Raw genomic sequence first — 18,056 nt, 5'->3', positions numbered from 1 at the left:
CTCCCCGTAGCGTCGCGATCTGCCTCGGTCGCGGGCGTGCCTCGCCGGCGCCGCGCCCTCTCAGGTCTTGCATTTTTGCCGCCACCGCTTGCAGTTTCCGGGCGTTGTCTTGCGCCGTTGCAAGAACCATCCTGGGCTCATGGACAACGCATCGCCCGCCCCCAGCTCCTCTTCTCAGCTCCATGTCGTGCTCGGCGCCGGCCAGATCGGCCCGCGCGTCGCGGAGCTCCTGCTCGCGCGCGGCCATCGCGTGCGCCTGGTGCAGCGCACCCGCCGCGCTCCGGAGCGGCCGGGGCTCACGTCGGTGTGCGGCGACATCACCGAGCTCGCCTTCGCCGAGGAGGCCACGCGCGGCGCCAGCGTGGTCTACGATTGCATGAACCCGCCTTACCATCTCTGGCCCGCGCAGCTCTTGCCCATCGCGCGGGGCGCCGTGCACGGCGCGAGCAAGGCGGGCGCGAAGCTCGTGGCGCTCGATTGCCTCTACATGTACGGCGTGCCCGACGGGCCCATGCGCGAGGGCTCGCCGCGCCGCCCGTGCAGCAAGAAGGGCGCGCTGCGCGTCGACCTCGAGGAGATGCGCCTCGGGGCCCAGCGTCGCGGCGACGTGCGCGTCGCCATCGGGCGCGCCAGCGACTTCTTCGGCGCCAACGTGCCGCTGTCCGCCTGGGGCGAGCGCTTCTATACGCGCGCGCTCGCCGGAAAGGCCGTGGAATGCATGGGCGATCCCGACATGCCCCACTCCTATACATACGTGGAGGACGTGGCGCGCGGCCTCGTGACGCTGGGCGAGCGGGAAGAGGCCATGGGCCACATCTGGCACCTGCCGACGGCGCCCGCCGAGAGCACGCGCGCGCTCGCGCGGCGCCTCGGCCGCGCGCTCGGGGTCGAGGTGAAGGTCGCGCGGCTCCCGCGCCTCGTGCTGCGCGCGGTCGGCCTGTTCTCGCCGTTCGTGCGCGAGGCCGTCGAGATGGCGTACCAGTGGGACGTGCCTTATGTCATCGACGACACGCGATTCCGCGAGACCTTCGGCGTGTCGGCGACTCCCGTGGAGCGGCAGGTCGCGGACGTCGCGGCCTGGGCCCGGAACAGGTACGAGCTCGCCGCCCCGAGCGCCGCGGCGGGGATTCCGGCGCGCGCGCGCTGATCGGCCGGCGCGAGCGGCCGAGATCGCCGAGGCTGGCTGTTCGCACGAGAGCGGAACATCCCAGCGCTGCCACCGCGCGCGCGAGGGCCTTGACAAGCCCGGTTGAAGGCCTGGAGATGGTGCTCTTTCTGGAGGGCATCATGCGTCTCGATTCCTTGTCTCCGATGGTGTGCCTGCTGGTCGCGGGGGTCGGCCTCGCGGCCTGCGATGCCGGTACGGCCGAGGGCGCCGGGAGCGCGACACCCGGGGACGGCGTCACCTCGGGGGTCGGCGCCTCCGGCGCCTCCGGCGGCGGCGGCGCGCCCGGCAGCGGCGGCGCGCCCGGCGGCGGCGTCACCTCGGGGGTCGGCGCCCCTTCCGGCGGTGGGCCCGGAGACGGCGGCGCGCCCGGCGACGGCGGGTCTGCCGGCGAGGGCGGTGGCCCGGAGCCGCTCCCGCCGGTCGGGCCCCTGGTCAACGGCATTCAGTGGGCCGACACCTCGGGCAACCCCATCCAGGCGCACGGGGGCGGGGTGATCAAGGTGGGCTCCTATTACTACTGGTTCGGCGAGAACCGGAACCCGAACGGGACGTTCTATGCCGTGTCCGCTTACCGGTCGTCGGACCTGCGGCGCTGGGAGTTCAGGAACCATGTGCTGACCATGGACTCCGACGAGGACCTCGACCCGGCCAACATCGAGCGCCCGAAGGTGGTCTACAACGCCTCCACGGGCAAATACGTGATGTGGATGCACTGGGAGAACGGGGTGAACTACGGCGAGGCCCGGGCCGCGGTCGCGAGCTCGAGCACCGTGGACGGCGACTACACGTATCACGGCAGCTTCCGGCCGCTCGCGGGCACCGGGGTGACCGACCACGGCAAGCCCGGGTACATGTCCCGGGACTGCGGCCTCTTCGTCGACGAGGACGGCAAGGGCTACTTCATCTCGGCGTCGAACGAGAACTACGATCTCAACCTCTACGCGCTGACCCCCGACTACCTGGCCGTCGACCGGCTGGCGGCCGTGCTCTTCCCCGGCGGACACCGGGAGGCGCCGGCGCTTTTCAAGCGGAACGGCGTCTATTTCCTGCTGACCTCCGGGGCCACGGGCTGGGACCCCAATCAGGCCAAGTACGCGACGTCCCGCTCGCTCGAGCGCGGCTGGTCGACGATGACCAACGTCGCCGACGGCACGACCTACCACTCGCAGTCGACGTACGTGCTCCCGGTCCAGGGGAGCGCGGGGACGGCCTATCTGTACATGGGGGATCGCTGGGCGGGCGCCTGGGGCGGGCGGGTCAACGACTCGACCTATGTCTGGCAACCGATCTCGTTCCCCTCGGACACGACCATGAGCATGAGCTGGAACAACACGCTGACCATCGACACGACGGTGGGGAGCGTCACCGGGGCGACGAACCGCTTCAAGCTCATGAACGAGAAGAGCGGCAAGGTGATGACGGTCGCGGGCGCGTCGTCCGAGGACGGGGCCGCGGTGGTCCAGAGCGCGGACGACGGCGGAGACAACCAGAAGTGGAGCCTCAACTACAACGGCGCGGGCTACTTCCGGCTGACCAACGTCAAGAGCGGCAAGGTGCTGGACGTCCCCGACGAGTCGAAGAGCGACGGGATCGCGCTGAAGCAATGGACGGACCACGACGGCGACAACCAGGCGTGGCTCTTCATCGATCTGGGCGGCGGCGACTTCCAGATCAGGAACAAGAACAGCGGCAAGCTGGTCGGGGTCGTCCAGGGCTCGACCGAGGACGCTGCCGCGATCGAGCAGCGGGGGAGCAGCGGCGGCGAGGAGCAGCGGTGGCAGCTCGTCGTGGCGAATTGACGGCGAATCGACGGCGAATCGACGGGCGGGTGACCGGCGTCAGACCAGGATCGCGATGACGCCGGCGCCGATGAGCGCGGCAGCCCACGCCCGATCGAGGTTGAACCAGGCCGTGCGGAGGATCGCGACGCCGAGCCTGTGATAGACCACGAGCGCGACCGCCGCGGCCGCCGCCATCATGGCGGCCGTGTGCACGAGGACGGCGGCGAGGTAGCCCGCGGGGCTCGTCAGCGACAGGCCAGCTGCGTTGTGACACCCGGCGCCATGGCACGGCGCCGGGTTGTCAGCGCCGAGCAGGAAGACCGGGAGCAGCATGAGCCCGGCGCCGTGCGCGGTAGCCATCAGGAAGGACCACCAGGTCAGATCGCGGAAGCCGACGCGCATGCCGACCCACCTCGGGTGGCGCGGCCTCACGAGCTTGAGCGCGCCGAACGCGACGAGCGCGATCGCCGTGAACCAGCGGAGCGCCGCGGCGGGCACGCTCGCGAGCCCGAGCCCGAGCAGCGCGACCGTGAGCCCGATCGAGGCGGCGTGGCCGATCGCGATCGGCACGAGCGCCCGCCGCACCGCGCGGCCGCTCTTCTCCTGCAGGCCGAGCGCGACCGCGAACAGCCAGCCCATGCCCGGGTTGATGCCATGATAAGCGCCGAGGAGCGCCAGCGTGAGCCAGGGCGTCATGGCGAGCTAGGGATAGCAGAACGAATCCGACGACGCGTCGCCCCCCTCGAGCCGCACCTGGTGCGGGCGCAAGGGGCCGAAGTCGACGAAGAACTCGGGGTCGAGCGCGATGCCGCCGCCTTGGGCCGCGTCGACCTTGGCCATCCAGCCGCCGACGCCTTCGGGATAGAACTGCTCGTCCCACGAGGCGTAGAGCGAGTTCGTGAAGTAGATGCGCCGCCCGTCGCGGCTCACCTCGACCATCTGCGGCCCGCCGCGCAGCGGCCCGGAGCGGCGGTGCGCCGCCCTGCGGACCACGCCCCCGAGGTGCACCGAGCCGGTCAGCTTCGGGTGGAACGGGTCCGACACGTCGTACTGGCGGAGCTCGCCCGTGCCCCAGCAAGACACGTAGAGGAACCGGTCGTCGAGGGAGAGGTTGATGTCGGTGATGAGGGGCGGGACGGCCTTGAAGCCCTTGAGCAGCGGCGGCAAGAGATCGGGATCCGCCGGCTCGGCCGGCACCTCGATGACCTTGCGGATCGCCCACCGGTCGCCGTCGCGATGCCAGAGCCAGACCGAGGCGGAGAGGTCCTTGACGCTCACGACGACGCCGACGAAGCCATAGGCCTTGGTCGGGTCGTGCGCGGGGCGGAGCTCCAGCGCCATCTGGTGCTCGTCGCCGAGATCCAGCGCCTGGAGGTGCTTCCGCTTCCGGAGATCCCAGACATGGATCTTGTGGCCGTATTTCTTGCCGAGCAGGAGCTCCGGATTCACGCCGTCCTCGATCATCTTCGGCGTCCCCCACTCGCTCGTCAGCAGCGTGTCGTGGCCGAGGTGCCACCAGAAGTCGTAGTGGAGGAACTGCGGCCCGCGGTCGATCTCCCAGCGGCCGAGCACGTCGAAGCTCTCGCAGTCGAGCACGAAGATGCCCCCTGGCCCTTCGCCCTGGGGGTTGCCGAGCGCGCTCACGTAGATGCCGTCGGGCCCGCAGTGCAGCGTGTGCGGGCGCGAGTAGCCGGCCCGCTTCGCGATCTCCTCGGCCCGGACCGTGTGGACGAGCTCGGGGCGGCGCGGGTCCGGCTTGACGTCGAAGACGAAGATGTTCGACGAGCGGAGCGCGGGGAGCAGGAGGAAGCGGCGCTCCACGTGGGGGTGCGGCGCGTAAGGGCACAGCGAGGCGCTGCACGCGTTCCAGCCCGAGTGGTGGAGCTCGTCGCCGTAAGTCGGCAGCTCGTTGACCGAGACGAGGGTGCCATACGCGGGCGATCTCGGGTCGAGGTCGACGACCGTGAGCGCGTCGTGGCGGAGGCTGCCCGGGCGCTTCAGCGCGGCGCCCGCGTCGAGCGCCGTCACGTAGGCCAGCCGCTCGGGCGGCGCATCCATCGCCAGGCGCGGCGAAGGGTAGAAGGTGGGATCCGGACGAAAGCGCATGCGCTGCGTCTCCTTGGGTGCTGGGCGTTCGCGTGTTTTCCGGGGCGCCGCCGCCGTTCCCGGCGCGCGACGCTCGCGGCGTGAGGCGGTGATGGACGGTTCGTTGCCGGGTCGATGCGCTTCGTCCCACACGGCGGCGCTGCGCATCGGCGTGGACCCGATCGGAGCGTGGACGTGCGTCCGTTATAACAGACACCGCGGGCGGGATCTACGGTCGCGGTGAGTTTCCGGCGGCGCCAGGGCCCCGGGTCGGCGGCGAGGTGGCGCGGGGCGCGCTACGAGCGCGCGCGGCTGCGGCGCGCGAGCGCGAGGCCTGCGAGCGCCGCGGCGAGCGCGGCGGCGCCGCCGGCAGAGCCCGCCGGGCCCGAGGTGCTGCACCCCGCCCCGGCCGGCGCGATGTCGGCGCCGGTGTCCGTATCGACGTCGCCGAGCAGCTCGGCGCCGTCGGCCGACGCCGGCAGCGCGTCGGGCTCGTGCAGATCCCGAGCCCACACCGTCGCGTCGAGCGCCTCTCGCTCGGCGAACGACGTGGACAGCACCTCGCGCTCGCCGACGCCCTCGCCCCGCGCGAGCTCCTCGATCCCCGTCGCGGCGAGCCGCGCGGCGGCGCTGGCAGGGGTCGAGACCTGGAACAGCGTGTTGCCGATGGTCACATACCAGCTCCCGTCGAGCCAGCGGCCGTGCCCGAGCTCGGTGCTGATCGGCTCGGGGGCTCCCCCCGGCCGGCCGATATAGCGCTTGCCTTCGTACAGGAACAGGACCTCGCCGGCGTCGCTGATGCCGTCGTGGCCGACCCGGAGCTTCGCCTGGTCGAACCGGCTCGACTTCGGGAAATCGCTGATCTGGTGCTGCTCGCCGTCGGGGGTCCGCAGCCAGATCTGGTTGGCGTCGCCATCGCTCTTCAGGAAGGCGGCGTAGCCCGCGTGCGCCAGCAGCCCGGCCGAGGTGTTGGTGAGCGAGTCGCCGAGGAACACCTCCTCACCCTCTGCGGTGTAGAGATAGCTCGAGCTCGTCATTCCGTCCCACCACCGGCCGACGACGTTCGTTCCGTCGGTGATCGGCCGCTGCAGGTTGCCCGCGTGATCCCCGAGGAGCGCGTTGCCCGGCCCGACGATCGACGCGCTCTCGTAGGTGCCGAAGAAGACGCCGCCCGAGGCCGGGATGTCGGCCTGGAACGGCGATCGGCTCCCCGGGTTGTACCAGAGGGTCCGGTTCGTGCCCGTCGACAGCGAGTGCTCGTGCGCCCAGTCGTCGTTGTACGATGTCCACACGGCCGTATTGCCGTTCACGGCGTCGAGGCGCGGCGTTATCGTCGCGCTCGCGATCTGGCGCCGGACGCCATCGACCCAGGAGAGAATGTAGCCGGTCGCCGACTGGTACACGGACCCCGACGGCGTGAGCGCCCCGTAGACGGCGCCGAGCTGGGGGGCCGCCCATTCCGGGATGGCCTCGACCCACGTGATCTGGTGGGTGTTGCGATCGAAGATCCCGATGCGCCGGAGGTAATCCAGGAAGAGGAACCGCGTGGCGTCGAAATCGAGGATGGTGCCGGGAGCGCGCTGGACGGCGGTGAGCCTCGGGCTGCGGTCGACATGGATGGGGCCGACCGTCCTGGTGACGCCGGGGCCGACGCCGACGTTCGCCGAGACCGTGAGCGTGTACGTCTTGCCCGATGGGAGCCAGTAGCCACTCCCGCCATTGTCCTCCTTGACGTAGAGCCGTCCCGGCACGGGCTGCGGGTAGGGCGACCGCACGTCGTTGTAGAACTGGTAGCTTCCGCTCGGGCTGTCGAACCGCGCCGAGAGCTCCTTGCACTCGTAGGGCGGCGTCGGGATGCACTTCGCTTCGAAGCGCCAGCCGGCCGTGAGGGTGTCGTGCGGCAGCACGTTCCACGCCACGGTCGGGGGCGCATACTGGTGCACGATGCCCTCATCGCTCGCCCCCTCGCCGAACGTGTCGTACGCGTTGACCGTCACGACATAAGGGCCGTAGGGGAGCTCGCTGCCGAGCTCGCCAAGCTCGAATGCGCCCTCGTAGTAGCCGTCTCCCGTCGGCGTGAGCTCGATGGTGAGGCCCTCGAACTCCGCCTCCACATAGTAGATTTCGTCGAGGGACGACGCTTCGACGCGCACCGGGATCGTGCCGCCCTCGATGATCTCGTTGTGCGGGTGGACGATGTTGACCGTGACGGCGGCGTCAGCGGCCTGCGCCGCGAGGAGCACGGTAAGAGCAACGGCTGTGCCAGTATGCCGGTCGTAAGTTCTCATAGATCCTCCATATTTCTGGGACTTTGGTGCGCCCGCAGTTTCTAGCATTCACCCCCGTCGGCGTCCGGATGATGCTTCGCGGCGTGCGTGTGGGCGTGCGGCGGAGCGCCCGCGCGCCATCGTTGCGAGCGGACGTCGGCGAACGACGCGGAATCCCGTCATCGAGCGTTCATTCTCGACGTCAGCCGCGGCCGAACGCGCGCAACCTGAGGGAGTTGGTGAGCACCGACACGCTCGACAGCGACATCGCCGCGCTCGCGAGGACGGGCGAGAGGAGCCACCCGGTGAGCGGGTACAGGAGGCCCGCCGCGACAGGGATGCCGAGCACGTTGTAGATGAACGCCCAGAAGAGGTTCTGGCGGATCGTGCGCAGCGTGGCGCGCGCGAGCCCGAGCGCCACCGGCAGGCCGGCGATCCCGCCGCGGAGCAGCGCCACGTCGGCGGACGCGACCGCGACGTCCGCGCCGCTGCCGAGCGCGATCCCCACGTCCGCGCCGGCGAGCGCGGGCGCGTCGTTGATGCCGTCGCCGACCATGGCCACCCGGCGGCCGGCGGCCCGCTGCTCGCGGACGATCCTCGCCTTGTCCTCCGGCCTCACCTCCGCGAACACCGCGCGGATGCCGAGCTCCTCGGCGACGGCGCGCGCGGCGCCCGCCCGATCGCCGGTCACCATGGCCACCTCGACGCCGAGCTGCCGCAGGGCCGCGACGGCGCGGCGCGCCTCCTCGGTGGGCCGGTCGGCGACCGCCACGAGCCCCGCGAGCCGCCCGTCGACGGCCACGAACGACGGCGTGCGGCCCTGCGCGGCGAGCCGCTCGGCCTCGGCCTCCAGCGCGCCCGTGTCGATGCCCGCCCGGCGCAGCCACGCCGCGGTGCCGGCGCGCACGAGGCGTCCCGCGGCGCGCGCCTCGATGCCGTGGCCGATCTCCGCGCGGAAATCCGAGGCCGCCGGGAGGCCCACGCCGCGGCCGCGCGCGCCCTCGACGATCGCCCGCGCCACCGGGTGCTCGCTCTCGAGCTCCGCGGCCGCGGCGAGGCCGAGGAGCTCCGCCTCGCCGTGGCCCGCGAGGGCAACGACGTCGGTGAGCTCGGGCCGCCCCGAGGTGAGCGTCCCGGTCTTGTCGAGCAGCACCGTGTCGACGCGGCTCGCCGCCTCGAGCGCCGCGCCGCCCTTGACGAGGACGCCGAGCTCCGCGCCGCGCCCCGTCCCGACGGCCACGGCCGCCGGCGTGGCCAGGCCGAGCGCGCACGGGCAGGCGATCACGAGCACCGCGACGAACCGCTCGATCGCCGCGGCGAGGCCCGCCGCGGTCGGATCGACCGCGAGCCACGCGACGAAGGCGAGCGACGCGACGGCGGCGACGACGGGGACGAAGACGCCGCTCACCACGTCGGCGAGGCGGGCGATCGGCGCGCGCGACCCCTGCGCCTGCTCCACGGCCTCGACGATGCGCGCGAGCGCGGTGTCCGCGCCGGTCTTGGTGACGCGGAAGGTGAGGGCGCCGCTCTGGTTGAGCGTCCCGCCGAGCACGGCCGAGCCCGCGGTCTTGTCGACGGGCATGCTCTCGCCGGTGAGCATCGATTCGTCGACCGCGGACGCGCCGCGGACCACCTCGCCGTCGGTCGCGATGCGCTCGCCGGGCCGCACCAGCACGAGGTCGCCGGGCGCGAGCGCGGCGGCGGGCACCTCGTCCTCGGCGTCGCCGCGGAGGCGCCGCGCGGTCTTCGGCTGCAGCGCCACGAGCCCGCGCACGGCGTCGGCGAGCCGCTTCCGCGCGCGCGTCTCGAGCAGCCTGCCGATCAGCACGAAGGTGACGATCGCGGCCGCGGCCTCGAAGTAGACGGGCGGCAGGTGGCCGTGCTCGGCGTGCGGGAAGAGGCCGGGCGCCACGACCGCGGCGGTCGAGTAGAGCCAGGCGGCGCCGGCCCCGAGGCTCACGAGGGTGTTCATGTCGGCGGCGCGGTGCCGGAGCGCGCCGAAGGCCAGGCGGAAGAACCGGCGCCCCGGCCCGAGGACCACGACCGTGGCGAGCGCGAGCGAGAGCCAGCGCCCGAAGGCGCCGTCGAGCGCCGGGATCGCGCCGTGGGACATGGCCACGGCGAGCAGGGGGGCCGTGAACGCGGCGGCGATCGCGACGTCGCGCCGGAGCGCGCGCCGCTCCCGCTGCTCGGCCGCGTCCATGGCGGCGGCGCGCTCGGAGGCGGCCGGGTGCGAACGCGGCGCCGGAGCGGCCGCGGCGGCCGCGCGGGCGGCGGCGTCGGCGGATGCTGCGGTGTCGCCGGCGTCGGCGGGCGCTGAGGGGGCGCCGTCGACGGCGGAGGCGTCGGGCACCTCGGGCACCTCGTAGCCCGCCTCCTCGATGGCGTGGGCCAGCGCGGCCGGCGTGGTCGTCTGCGCGTCGTAGGCGATCGTCGCCCGCTGGGTCACGAGGTTGACCGTCGCCTCCGCGACGCCGGGCGTCGCGCGCAGCGCCTTCTCCACGCGGCGTACGCACGCCGCGCAGGTCATGCCCTGCACCGGGAGGTCCATCCGGGCGCGCTGCTCCACGGTCGCGGCGTTCGCTCCGGGCGCGGCCGTCGCCCGGGTCGGCTCCGCGAGCTGGGGGTTCGTCGTCATGGCCTCTCCATTCCGCGAGCGCGCGGCTCGCCTCCCGTCCGCCTGCGCAGGCGCAGCCGCTCCGGCCACGCTATCTACCCCGGAACGACCGGTACGGCTCCCGCGGCGCAGGGCCGAAGCCGCTCCGGCCGCGCCGAGCGGTGGCCGGCCGCGGGAGGTGCTACGCCCGCGGGCGCCATGCAGCAGATCCTTCCGGCGCTCGGGGTGAGCGTGGTCGTGTTCATCTCGACGAACATCGACGACATCCTCCTGCTGTCGGCCTTCTTCGCGGACTCCCGTTTCACCCCCCGCCAGGTCGTCGCCGGCCAGTTCCTCGGCATGGCGGCGCTCGTCCTGGCGAGCGTCGCGTGCGCGCTGCTCGCCGTCCGCGTGCCGGACGGGTGGATCGGCCTGCTCGGCCTTGCACCCCTCGCGCTCGGCCTGCGGGGCCTCTGGGCGCTCCGGCGGGGCCCCGGGGCCGGCGACGACGGCGACGGGAAGCCGCCCGGCGGCGCGGCGCGGTTCAAGGCGCTCGCGGTGGCGAGCGTGACCCTCGCGAACGGCGGGGACAACCTCGGCGCCTACATCCCGCTGTTCTCGAGCACCCCGGGGCACGTCCCGCTCCACGCGGCCGTGTTCGCGGTCATGACCGGCGCCTTCTGCGCGCTCGGCCACCTCCTCGTCCACCACCCGGTCCTGGGCAGCCGCATCCGGCGCCACGGCCGGGCGGCGCTGCCGTTCGTCCTGATCGGCCTGGGGCTCTGGATCCTGTCCGACGCCCTCGCGCTCGCCCGTCCAGCGGGCCCAGCGGGTTGACCGGCCGGCGGGGGCGGGCGCTCGTTGCCTGCGCCGGGCTGCACCTGCCGCCTGCTGCAGCCAGCACCCGGGCGCCGGGAGCGCCTCTGCCGCCGCCCGCCGCGCTCGCCGCCCACCGCGCGCGGGGGTCCCCGCACCCCCGCGGAAATCACCGCCCTCCGAGGCGGCGCTCGCCCACGCCTCGGCCCGCGCTGCGCGTGGCGCGATGCCTGCTTGAGAGCGCGCGGCGGCGGCAGGGCGCCATCCCCCCGTCCACCTCGCCCGCCGTCGAGTGTGACCACCATGTTTCAAGCAAGAATCGAATCATCCGTGACCACGCACGATCGCGAGCGCACAGGAGGCCACCTTGCCGGTCGCGCGATTTGACGCCGCAGGCAAGCTCGCCGTCGACGAGGCGCTCGCGCGCGGCGAGGCGGTCGTCCTGCCCACCCCGTCGCCGCTGGCCTACGTGGTCGCGGGGACGACGGCCGCGGCCGTGAACCGCGCGCGGGGCCGACCTCACAACCACCCCGTCGCCGCGTGGGAGCCGCGCCTCGACCGGCTCGCGCCGCACCTCGCGCTCGACGAGGCGGAGCGCCGCCGCCTCGGCTGGCTGCTCGCGGTCGAGCGCGTGACCGCCCTCGTGCCGCAGGCCCGCGACGTCGCCGCGCCGAGCTGGCTCGAGCCCGCCGCGAGCTACGGCATGGCGCTCCTCTTCGGCGTCACGTGGGAGCCCATCGCCTGGCTGCTCGAGCGCCACGCGCCGCTCTTCGTGAGCAGCGCCAACCGCGCCGGCGCGCTGCCCGCGGTCGACCTGCGGCAGGCCGTCGCCGCCTTCGGCCCCGAGGTGTGGGTGCTCGACGGCGACGCGCTGCGCGAGCGCGCGCGGCCGCACGCGTCCACGACGACGCTCCGCTTCGTCCCCGGTCGCGGCTGGGAGATGCACCGGCGCGGCATCCAGGACTCCCTCCGCGCGAACGCCGGGGGCAGCGACTACCTCGCGGACGTCCTGGCCCGCGCCGACGCCGCCCTCTTCCGGAGACCGTTCCCCCGGCGACAGGACGGACGCGCAGGGCGCCAGGCGCGGCGCTCGCCGCCAGCGGACCGCGACGGCCCGGTGCGCCTTCACGGTCCCAGGGGCCGTCGCCCGAGGCATCACGCAGCGTAGCTCGGCCGCCCAGCGGCGCGCCGCAGGAAGCCCTGGCAGGACGGTTCTGCGGGGGCGATCTGTCGCGATCCGTCGGGTCGAATGTGCGGTGCCCAACCATCACCCGCCAGTCCTCCCACCCCCGCTTCGGGCCGAGCCGTTCACATGTGATTCGCACTCGTTAACACGTGATTTTGCATGACGAGGTTTGGACGGGGCGGTACTCGAGGTTTGGACGGCGCAGTACTCGAGGTTTGGACGGCGCAGTACTCGAGGTTTGGACGGCGCAGTACTCGAGGTTTGGACGGCGCAGTATTCGAGGTTTGGACGGCGCAGTATTCGAGGTTTGGACGGCGCAGTACTCGAGGTTTGGACGGCGCAGTACTCGAGGTTTGGACGGCGCAGCACCAGGAGGGCCGCGGTCGAGTTGCACTCCGCCGTTACCAGGCGCGCACCACCGCAAGGATACCGCACCCTTCCACGACGCCCCGTACGAGCCATCGCCCGAGGAGATATATCGTCATGACAACGCTTCCCAAGAATCGCCATGCCATGTTCGGCTCGATCCTCGCCATCGCCACCGTGGGCCTCTTCGCGCTCGGTTCCGGGTGCAGCACGGCCCCGTCCGACTCCGCCGGCGCGGAGGAGGTCGGCGAGGCTGATGAGGACCTCTCCATCCTCCAGTGCCTGCTCTACGAGATCAACGGCAAGACCACCATCTGCCACGCCACCAACTCGACGACGCACCCGTACACGGTCGTCAAGACCAGCGTGGCGGCCTGCATCGCCGCGCACTCGCTGCACTCCGACGACTACATCGCCGTCGGCGACCCGACCTGCCAGGGCGGCGGCTGTCTGCCCCAGGGCGCCCCCTGCGACGCCACGCTGCCCTGTTGCAGCGGCGCGACGTGCGTGCTCGGCCTCTGTCTCCCGATCTGCAACCCGACCACGTGCGAGGCCCAGGGCGCGACCTGCGGCACCATCCCCGACGGCTGCGGCGATACGCTGAACTGCGGCTCCTGCACCGACCCCGAGACCTGCGGCGGCGGCGGCACGGCCAACGTCTGCGGCTGTACGCCGACCACGTGCGAGGCCCAGGGCGCGAACTGCGGCACCATCCCCGACGGCTGCGGCGGCACGCTGAGCTGCGGCGCGCCCTGCGGCCCCGTCTGCCCCTGCGCCGGGAACCCCGCCTGGGAGGCCGCGCTGGACGGGACGATCGTGAACGACGGACGGTGCACGAATTACTCCTTCCCCGCTCCCTGCCACACTTCGGGCAGCTTTTCCTGGGCAGTCTCCGACGAGGGCACGTCGGTCGTGGAGTTCATGGCCGGAACGGCGCCGGGGCCGGAGGGAGACGAAACCTTCTGTGGTGTGCAGGTGATGAACGTGAGCAGCCAATTCCCCGGTAATTGCAGCGGGGGTGCCTTCCCCGTCATGATGACGAACATCACTGCGGCGGAGGCCGCGTCGTGCAGGGCCGATATCGCGAACTTCGCGGCGGCCCAGAGCGTCACCTGCAACTGAGCCTCCATCTCCCACCTTCCAGGCGCGCCGCCCTCCTCGGGCGGCGCGCGCTGCCCGCGGCAACGTCGAGCGCCTCGTACTCGGGGATCAGCGCCCGCTCGACCCGGCGGACGTGGGCGCGGCCGAAGGGATCGAGCGGCGTGCCGCGCAGGCGGCGAAGCATGCGGAGCACCACGAGCAGCGCGACTGCCCAGACGCCGAGCGAGATCTCGCCGCGCATGCCCAGCGCCCGCAGGGCCGGCGGATACGCACCGGGTCCGCTTGCCTGACGAGCACCGCGACTTCGTCCTCCACATCGCCGACGGCGGCGCGGGCCCGAGCTACGGCCTGGCCCCTCGCGACGCCTGGACGCCGGACGCGCGGGAGGGACACCGCCGGGGATCACCGCCCGAAATGGCGCTTCGGTTCCTCCCCCGACTTCCGCAGCACCACGATCTTCCCCGTCGGTGTCCCCACGGTCTTCACGAAGGCGGCACGCTGTTGCCCGAGGACCCGGCTCGCCTCGGCGAGCTCCTCTTCGGCGCGCTGCCCCTTGACCAGAAGCACCATCCCGTCGGGCCGCACGAAGGGCACCGTCAGGGGGATCAGCACGACCAGGCGCCCCACCGCGCGCGCCGTCACCGCGTCGAACGCGCCGCGGAGATCGCCCTTGCCGAGCTGCTCGGCGCGCTCGGCGCGCACCGACACGTTGGTGAGCCCGAGGCCCGCGGCCACCGCGACGAGGAACGAAGCCTTCTTCTGCGTCGACTCCACCAGGGTCACCTCCAGATCGGGCCGGGCGATGGCGAGCGGAAGGCCGGGGAGGCCCCCGCCCGAGCCGATGTCGGCGAGGCTCGCCCCCGCGCTCAGCTCCTCCAGGAGAGGCACGAGCGTGAGCGAATCGAGGATGTGCTTCTCCCAGCCCTCGACCGGATCCGTGATCGCGGTGAGGTTCATCAGCTCGTTCATCGCGAGCAGGCGCGCGAGGTAATCGCCGAGCTTGGCGATCACCGCGGCGTCGAGGGTGACGCCGATCGCCGCGAGGCGCTCCGCGAAGCCCTCCGGAGGCGTGAGCGGAGCGGGGGCCGGCAGCGGGAGAGGGGCGCGTTCTTCAGGGATCATGGGGGTCCGTACACCCTAGCAAGCTCCCGCTTGGCGTTCGCGTCATCGATGGACGGGATGAGCACGTCGCTCCGCTGCGTGAGGCGAAAAGGGCACCCGACCGGGGGGCCACCGGGGGGCTGAAGCGAAAAGGGCACCCGACCGGGGGGCCACCGGGGCGCTGAAGCGAAAAGGGCACCCGACCGGGGGGCCACCGGGGGGCTGAAGCGAAAAGGGCAACGGTGGAGCGGTTCGGGGCAACGGTGGAGCGGTTCGGGGCAGCGGTGGAGCGGTTCGGGGCAGCGGTGGAGCGGTTCGGGGCAGCGGTGGAGCGGTTCGGGGCAGCGGTGGAGCGGTTCGGGGCAGCGGTGGAGCGGTTCGGGGCAGCGGTGGAGCGGTTCGGCGCCGGCGCGTTCACGAAACGCGCGGCGCCGCCCCCGGCGGAGCCTCCCGTTCAGGCGCACGAGGCGACCGCGAACCGCAGCCGCTCCACCCCGCTGCTCGACGCCGTCTATGACTCGGTCGCCGTGACCCCGTGCCGGCGCAGGAGCTCCCGCAGGTAGTTCCGGTCCATCCGGCCGGCGCGCGCGGCGTGGGAGAGGTTCCCCCCGTTGGCCCGGATCAGCGCCCTCACGTACGCCCGCTCCCAGCGCGCCACCGTGCGCTCCTTGGCCTGGCGGAACGAGAGCTCGAGGTCGTCCGGCCGGAGCGCCTGATCGTCGTCGCCGACCTCCCGCGCCGCGGCGCAGCCCTCTCCGATCGCGGGATCGCCGGTCAGCACGGCGCGCTCCACCGCGCTGCGCAGCTCGCGGACGTTGCCGGGCCAGTCGTGGTGGAGCAGCCGCTCCACGAGATCTGCCGGCGGATCCACCTTGTCGGCGAACTGCCGGTAGTAGTGCGCGACGAGCAGCGGGATGTCGTCCCGCCGCTCGCGCAGCGGCGGCACCCGGAGCCGGACCACGTTGAGCCGGTAGAACAGGTCCGAGCGGAAGGTGCCGCGGTTCACCTCCTGCCGGAGATCGCGGTTCGTGGCCGCGATGATCCGCACGTCGAGCGGGACGGTATCGAGGCTGCCGATGCGGCGGATCGAGCGCTCCTCGAGGGCGCGCAGCAGCTTCGGCTGGAGGTCGAGCCGGAGCTCGCCGATCTCGTCGAGCAGCACCGTGCCCCCGCGCGCCGCCTCGAAGGCGCCGGCGCGCGCCTGGTGCGCCCCCGTGAACGCGCCCTTCATGTACCCGAACAGCTCGGCCTCGATGAGCGTGGGCGGGATCGCGCCGCAGTCGATGACCACGAACGGCCCGCCCGCGCGCGGGCTCTTCTGGTGGATCACCTCGGCGAGCAGCCCCTTGCCGGACCCGGTCTCGCCCTCGAGGAGCACCGTGGCGTCCGCCGCGGCGATCCGCGGGACCATCGCGAAGAGCCGGCGCATGGCCGTGCTCTGCCCCAGCACCCGCCCGGAGAGCTCCGCGTCCCCGAGCGGCTCGTGGACCTCGTCGGGCAGGTGATCGAAGCGCAGCGACGTCTGGCCCACGCCGAACGTGGCGCCCGGGGTCAGGTACGCCGCCTCCACGCGGAAGCCCCCGAGCAGGACGCCGTTCGTGCTGCCGAGATCGCGCAGCTGATAGCCCTTGGGGGTCGCGGCGATGGCGCAGTGATGGCGCGACACCGACGGATCGGTGAGCACCAGGTGATTGCCGGCCGCGGTGCCGATCGCGAGCTCCGGCGCGTCGGCCACGTGCGAAGCGCCCTGATCCGGGCCGCTCACCACCTGCACGCTGAATCTGCCGAACGTCACCTCGCGCGGGTGGACCTTCAGCACGGTGGTCGCGTCCTCGCCTGGTGTGGGTATCGCAGTGCGGATCACACGCACCACCTTACCATGTCAAACGCGGCCCGAGCGGTGTCCCGGACATCGCATCTGCGGTGCAGACGCGGGCACGCAGCTGCTGATGGCTCTCGCAGGCAGCACCCGAGATGGACTTTTCCGGCGCGGTGCCGGAGCGCGCCGCTACCGCGCTGCGGTGGGCTCGGCCCCGGCGAGGACCAGCATCGTCCCCTCGAGCGCCAGCGGCCCGGCGACGATCCCGAGGCCTGCGACGACCTCGGGCGAGGCGAACACGCCCGCCTGCGCCCCTTCGGGCGCCCAGCCGCCGACCTCCGCGAGCTCGCCGCCGAGCAGCTCCCCCGAGGGGCCGAGGAGCAGCTCCCCCGTGTGGAGGCACAGGCGCACCTGCACCCTGGGATCGCGCCCGGGGCGGCCCTCGAGCCGCCGGAAGATCCGGAGCGCGGCGTCCACGGCGCGGCGGCGCGCCTCCGCGTCGGCGTCGGCGGGGCGCTCGGCGGTGAAGAGCAGGCTGCTGCCGGTCTCGGCCCCGGGCGACAGCCCGGCCTCGGTGAGCTCGGCGGCCACGAACGGCAGGATCGCCTCCAGATCCGCGAGCAGGCGATCGTCCGGCGCGTCGAGCGCCTCGGGCGCGGCGCCCACCTCGGCGTAGACCGCCACCCCGGGGCGCGCGCGCGCCCCGCTCGGCGCGTCGCTCGCGCCGCGCGAGGCCTCGAGCGCGCCGCGGAACTCCTCGAGGAACGCGCCGGGGCTCGGGGGGCGCGCCGCGGGATCCTTGGCGAGCGCGCGGAGGATGACCTCGTCGAAGCCCGGCGAGAGCCGCGCCTTCGCGCTCGGGCGCGGCGGGCTCGCGAACAGGTGCAGCTGGCGCAGGAGCGCGCCGATGTCCCCGCTGAAGAGCGGCTCGCCGACGAGCATGCGGTAGGTGAGGGCGCCGAGCGCGTAGACGTCCGCCCGGACGTCGACCGGCTGGCCGAGGAGCTGCTCGGGGGCGACGCTCGAGGGGCTCCCGAGGACCTCGCGCGAGGAGGTCAGCGACGGCCCGGGCGCGTCGAGCAGCTTGGCCACCCCGAAGTCGAGCAGGACGACGCGGCGGCGGTCACCGTCCTCCTCGAGGAAGACGTTCGACGCCTTGAGGTCGCGGTGCACGACGGCCTGCGCGTGCGCGGCCTCGAGCGCGTCGCAGAGCGGCTCCAGCACCGCGAGGGCCTCCTCGGGCGACAGCCGGCCGCGCGACCGCAGGTGCTGATCCAGGCTGACCCCGGCGAGCAGCTCCATGACGTAGTAAGGCCGCCCGTCCTCGAGCTGCCCCTGCTCGAAGACCCGGACGATGCCGGGGTGCTCCAGCCGCCGGACCGTCTCCACCTCTCGCTGGAAGCGGATCACAACGTCCGGCTGCGCGCTGAGCTCCGGGTGCAGCACCTTCACGGCCGCCGCCGTGCCGCGGTCCGCGTGCCGGGCGCGGTAGATCACGCTGAAGCCGCCCGCGCCGAGCGGGCCCTCGATCACCCAGTCGCCCGCCCGCTCCCCGGGCAGCAGGGCGTCCAGCACGAGGCCGGCGAGCGCCGCCGCCGGGGGGCGCGTGGCCGTGGCGGTCGGCGTCATCGGCGTGAACGTGATCGGCGCGGCCGGCGCGGCGGGTTCGGCCGAAGCCGGCTGCGCGGTCCGGACCGTGCGCTCGCTGGGGATCCCCGCGCTGGGGACGGTGTCGGGCTCTTCGCTCACCATGGACCGGCCGAGCGACGG

General features: G+C 73.1%; 14 protein-coding genes. 6 read left to right on the top strand and 8 right to left on the bottom strand.

Annotation, left to right across the window (positions count from 1 at the left end):
* The first annotated feature begins 139 nt into the window (after positions 1-139).
* Complete coding sequence (locus NQZ70_RS25020; RefSeq protein ID WP_129576438.1) at positions 140-1,147, top strand: NAD-dependent epimerase/dehydratase family protein; 1,008 nt, start codon at positions 140-142, stop codon at positions 1,145-1,147.
* Between the two features lie 140 nt (positions 1,148-1,287).
* Positions 1,288-2,967 carry an RICIN domain-containing protein gene (locus NQZ70_RS25015; RefSeq protein WP_237245585.1) on the top strand — a complete coding sequence of 560 codons (1,680 nt, stop codon included), beginning with the start codon at positions 1,288-1,290 and terminating at the stop codon, positions 2,965-2,967.
* 39 nt (positions 2,968-3,006) lie between these two features.
* Here the strand turns inward: NQZ70_RS25015 and NQZ70_RS25010 are convergent, their stop codons facing one another.
* From NQZ70_RS25010 to NQZ70_RS24995, 4 genes are all read right to left on the bottom strand, one after another.
* Positions 3,007-3,645, bottom strand: coding sequence for a hypothetical protein (locus NQZ70_RS25010; RefSeq protein WP_129576436.1), 639 nt, complete (start codon positions 3,643-3,645; stop codon positions 3,007-3,009).
* Between the two features lie 6 nt (positions 3,646-3,651).
* The gene (locus NQZ70_RS25005) at positions 3,652-5,055 is read right to left on the bottom strand and encodes a selenium-binding family protein (RefSeq protein WP_129576435.1); all 1,404 of its coding nucleotides are present in this window, start codon (positions 5,053-5,055) and stop codon (positions 3,652-3,654) included.
* 275 nt (positions 5,056-5,330) lie between these two features.
* Complete coding sequence (locus tag NQZ70_RS25000; RefSeq protein WP_237245584.1) at positions 5,331-7,322, bottom strand: hypothetical protein; 1,992 nt, start codon at positions 7,320-7,322, stop codon at positions 5,331-5,333.
* Positions 7,323-7,503: 181 nt separating this feature from the next.
* Positions 7,504-9,939, bottom strand: a complete 2,436-nt coding sequence (locus tag NQZ70_RS24995; protein WP_129576434.1) for a heavy metal translocating P-type ATPase — start codon at positions 9,937-9,939, stop codon at positions 7,504-7,506.
* 177 nt (positions 9,940-10,116) lie between these two features.
* On the opposite strand from NQZ70_RS24995, the gene NQZ70_RS24990 reads away from it, so the two are divergent.
* The 3 genes from NQZ70_RS24990 to NQZ70_RS53085 all read left to right on the top strand — a co-directional run bounded on the left by NQZ70_RS24990 (position 10,117) and on the right by NQZ70_RS53085 (position 13,387).
* The gene (locus NQZ70_RS24990; protein ID WP_129576433.1) at positions 10,117-10,734 is read left to right on the top strand and encodes a cadmium resistance transporter; all 618 of its coding nucleotides are present in this window, start codon (positions 10,117-10,119) and stop codon (positions 10,732-10,734) included.
* Positions 10,735-11,080: 346 nt separating this feature from the next.
* Positions 11,081-11,881, top strand: coding sequence for a Sua5/YciO/YrdC/YwlC family protein (locus tag NQZ70_RS24985; RefSeq protein ID WP_165374143.1), 801 nt, complete (start codon positions 11,081-11,083; stop codon positions 11,879-11,881).
* A gap of 501 nt (positions 11,882-12,382) precedes the next feature.
* Positions 12,383-13,387, top strand: coding sequence for a hypothetical protein (locus NQZ70_RS53085; protein WP_129576431.1), 1,005 nt, complete (start codon positions 12,383-12,385; stop codon positions 13,385-13,387).
* On the opposite strand, the gene NQZ70_RS53140 is transcribed toward NQZ70_RS53085, so the two are convergent.
* Both NQZ70_RS53140 and rsmG read right to left on the bottom strand, forming a co-directional pair.
* Positions 13,374-13,772, bottom strand: a complete 399-nt coding sequence (locus NQZ70_RS53140; protein ID WP_129576430.1) for a DUF6537 domain-containing protein — start codon at positions 13,770-13,772, stop codon at positions 13,374-13,376. The genes NQZ70_RS53085 and NQZ70_RS53140 overlap by 14 nt on opposite strands.
* On the bottom strand, positions 13,769-14,488 hold the full coding sequence (rsmG, locus tag NQZ70_RS24970; protein WP_129576429.1) for a 16S rRNA (guanine(527)-N(7))-methyltransferase RsmG: 720 nt from the start codon (positions 14,486-14,488) through the stop codon (positions 13,769-13,771). The genes NQZ70_RS53140 and rsmG overlap by 4 nt, the downstream gene beginning before the upstream one ends.
* A gap of 221 nt (positions 14,489-14,709) precedes the next feature.
* On the opposite strand from rsmG, the gene NQZ70_RS24965 reads away from it, so the two are divergent.
* Positions 14,710-15,030 (top strand): hypothetical protein, encoded by a 321-nt coding sequence (locus NQZ70_RS24965; protein ID WP_129576428.1) that lies wholly within the window; start codon positions 14,710-14,712, stop codon positions 15,028-15,030.
* Here the strand turns inward: NQZ70_RS24965 and NQZ70_RS24960 are convergent.
* Together NQZ70_RS24960 and NQZ70_RS24955 are read right to left on the bottom strand one after the other, a co-directional pair.
* A complete protein-coding gene (locus NQZ70_RS24960; RefSeq protein WP_237245583.1) occupies positions 14,979-16,331 on the bottom strand; it encodes a sigma 54-interacting transcriptional regulator in 1,353 nt (450 codons plus the stop codon). The genes NQZ70_RS24965 and NQZ70_RS24960 overlap by 52 nt on opposite strands.
* A 144-nt stretch (positions 16,332-16,475) precedes the next feature.
* Complete coding sequence (locus tag NQZ70_RS24955; protein ID WP_237245582.1) at positions 16,476-18,038, bottom strand: serine/threonine-protein kinase; 1,563 nt, start codon at positions 18,036-18,038, stop codon at positions 16,476-16,478.
* Positions 18,039-18,056: the final 18 nt, after the last annotated feature.

This window comes from Sorangium sp. So ce836, assembly GCF_028553905.1.
Classification (GTDB): Bacteria; Myxococcota_A; Polyangia; order Polyangiales; family Polyangiaceae; genus Sorangium; species Sorangium cellulosum_D.
The sequence above is the reverse complement of the archived record's forward strand: the minus strand, read 5'-3'. Positions and strand labels throughout refer to the sequence as shown.

Bases quoted from the DNA above. Each gene is read 5' to 3' on its own strand.
- NQZ70_RS25020 (WP_129576438.1), top strand. From the start codon at position 140: ATGGACAACGCATCGCCCGCCCCCAGCTCCTCTTCTCAGCTCCATGTC.
- NQZ70_RS25015 (WP_237245585.1), top strand. From the start codon at position 1,288: ATGCGTCTCGATTCCTTGTCTCCGATGGTGTGCCTGCTGGTCGCGGGG.
- NQZ70_RS25010 (WP_129576436.1), bottom strand. From the start codon at position 3,645: ATGACGCCCTGGCTCACGCTGGCGCTCCTCGGCGCTTATCATGGCATC.
- NQZ70_RS25005 (WP_129576435.1), bottom strand. From the start codon at position 5,055: ATGCGCTTTCGTCCGGATCCCACCTTCTACCCTTCGCCGCGCCTGGCG.
- NQZ70_RS25000 (WP_237245584.1), bottom strand. From the start codon at position 7,322: ATGAGAACTTACGACCGGCATACTGGCACAGCCGTTGCTCTTACCGTG.
- NQZ70_RS24995 (WP_129576434.1), bottom strand. From the start codon at position 9,939: ATGACGACGAACCCCCAGCTCGCGGAGCCGACCCGGGCGACGGCCGCG.
- NQZ70_RS24990 (WP_129576433.1), top strand. From the start codon at position 10,117: ATGCAGCAGATCCTTCCGGCGCTCGGGGTGAGCGTGGTCGTGTTCATC.
- NQZ70_RS53085 (WP_129576431.1), top strand. From the start codon at position 12,383: ATGACAACGCTTCCCAAGAATCGCCATGCCATGTTCGGCTCGATCCTC.
- rsmG (WP_129576429.1), bottom strand. From the start codon at position 14,488: ATGATCCCTGAAGAACGCGCCCCTCTCCCGCTGCCGGCCCCCGCTCCG.
- NQZ70_RS24955 (WP_237245582.1), bottom strand. From the start codon at position 18,038: ATGGTGAGCGAAGAGCCCGACACCGTCCCCAGCGCGGGGATCCCCAGC.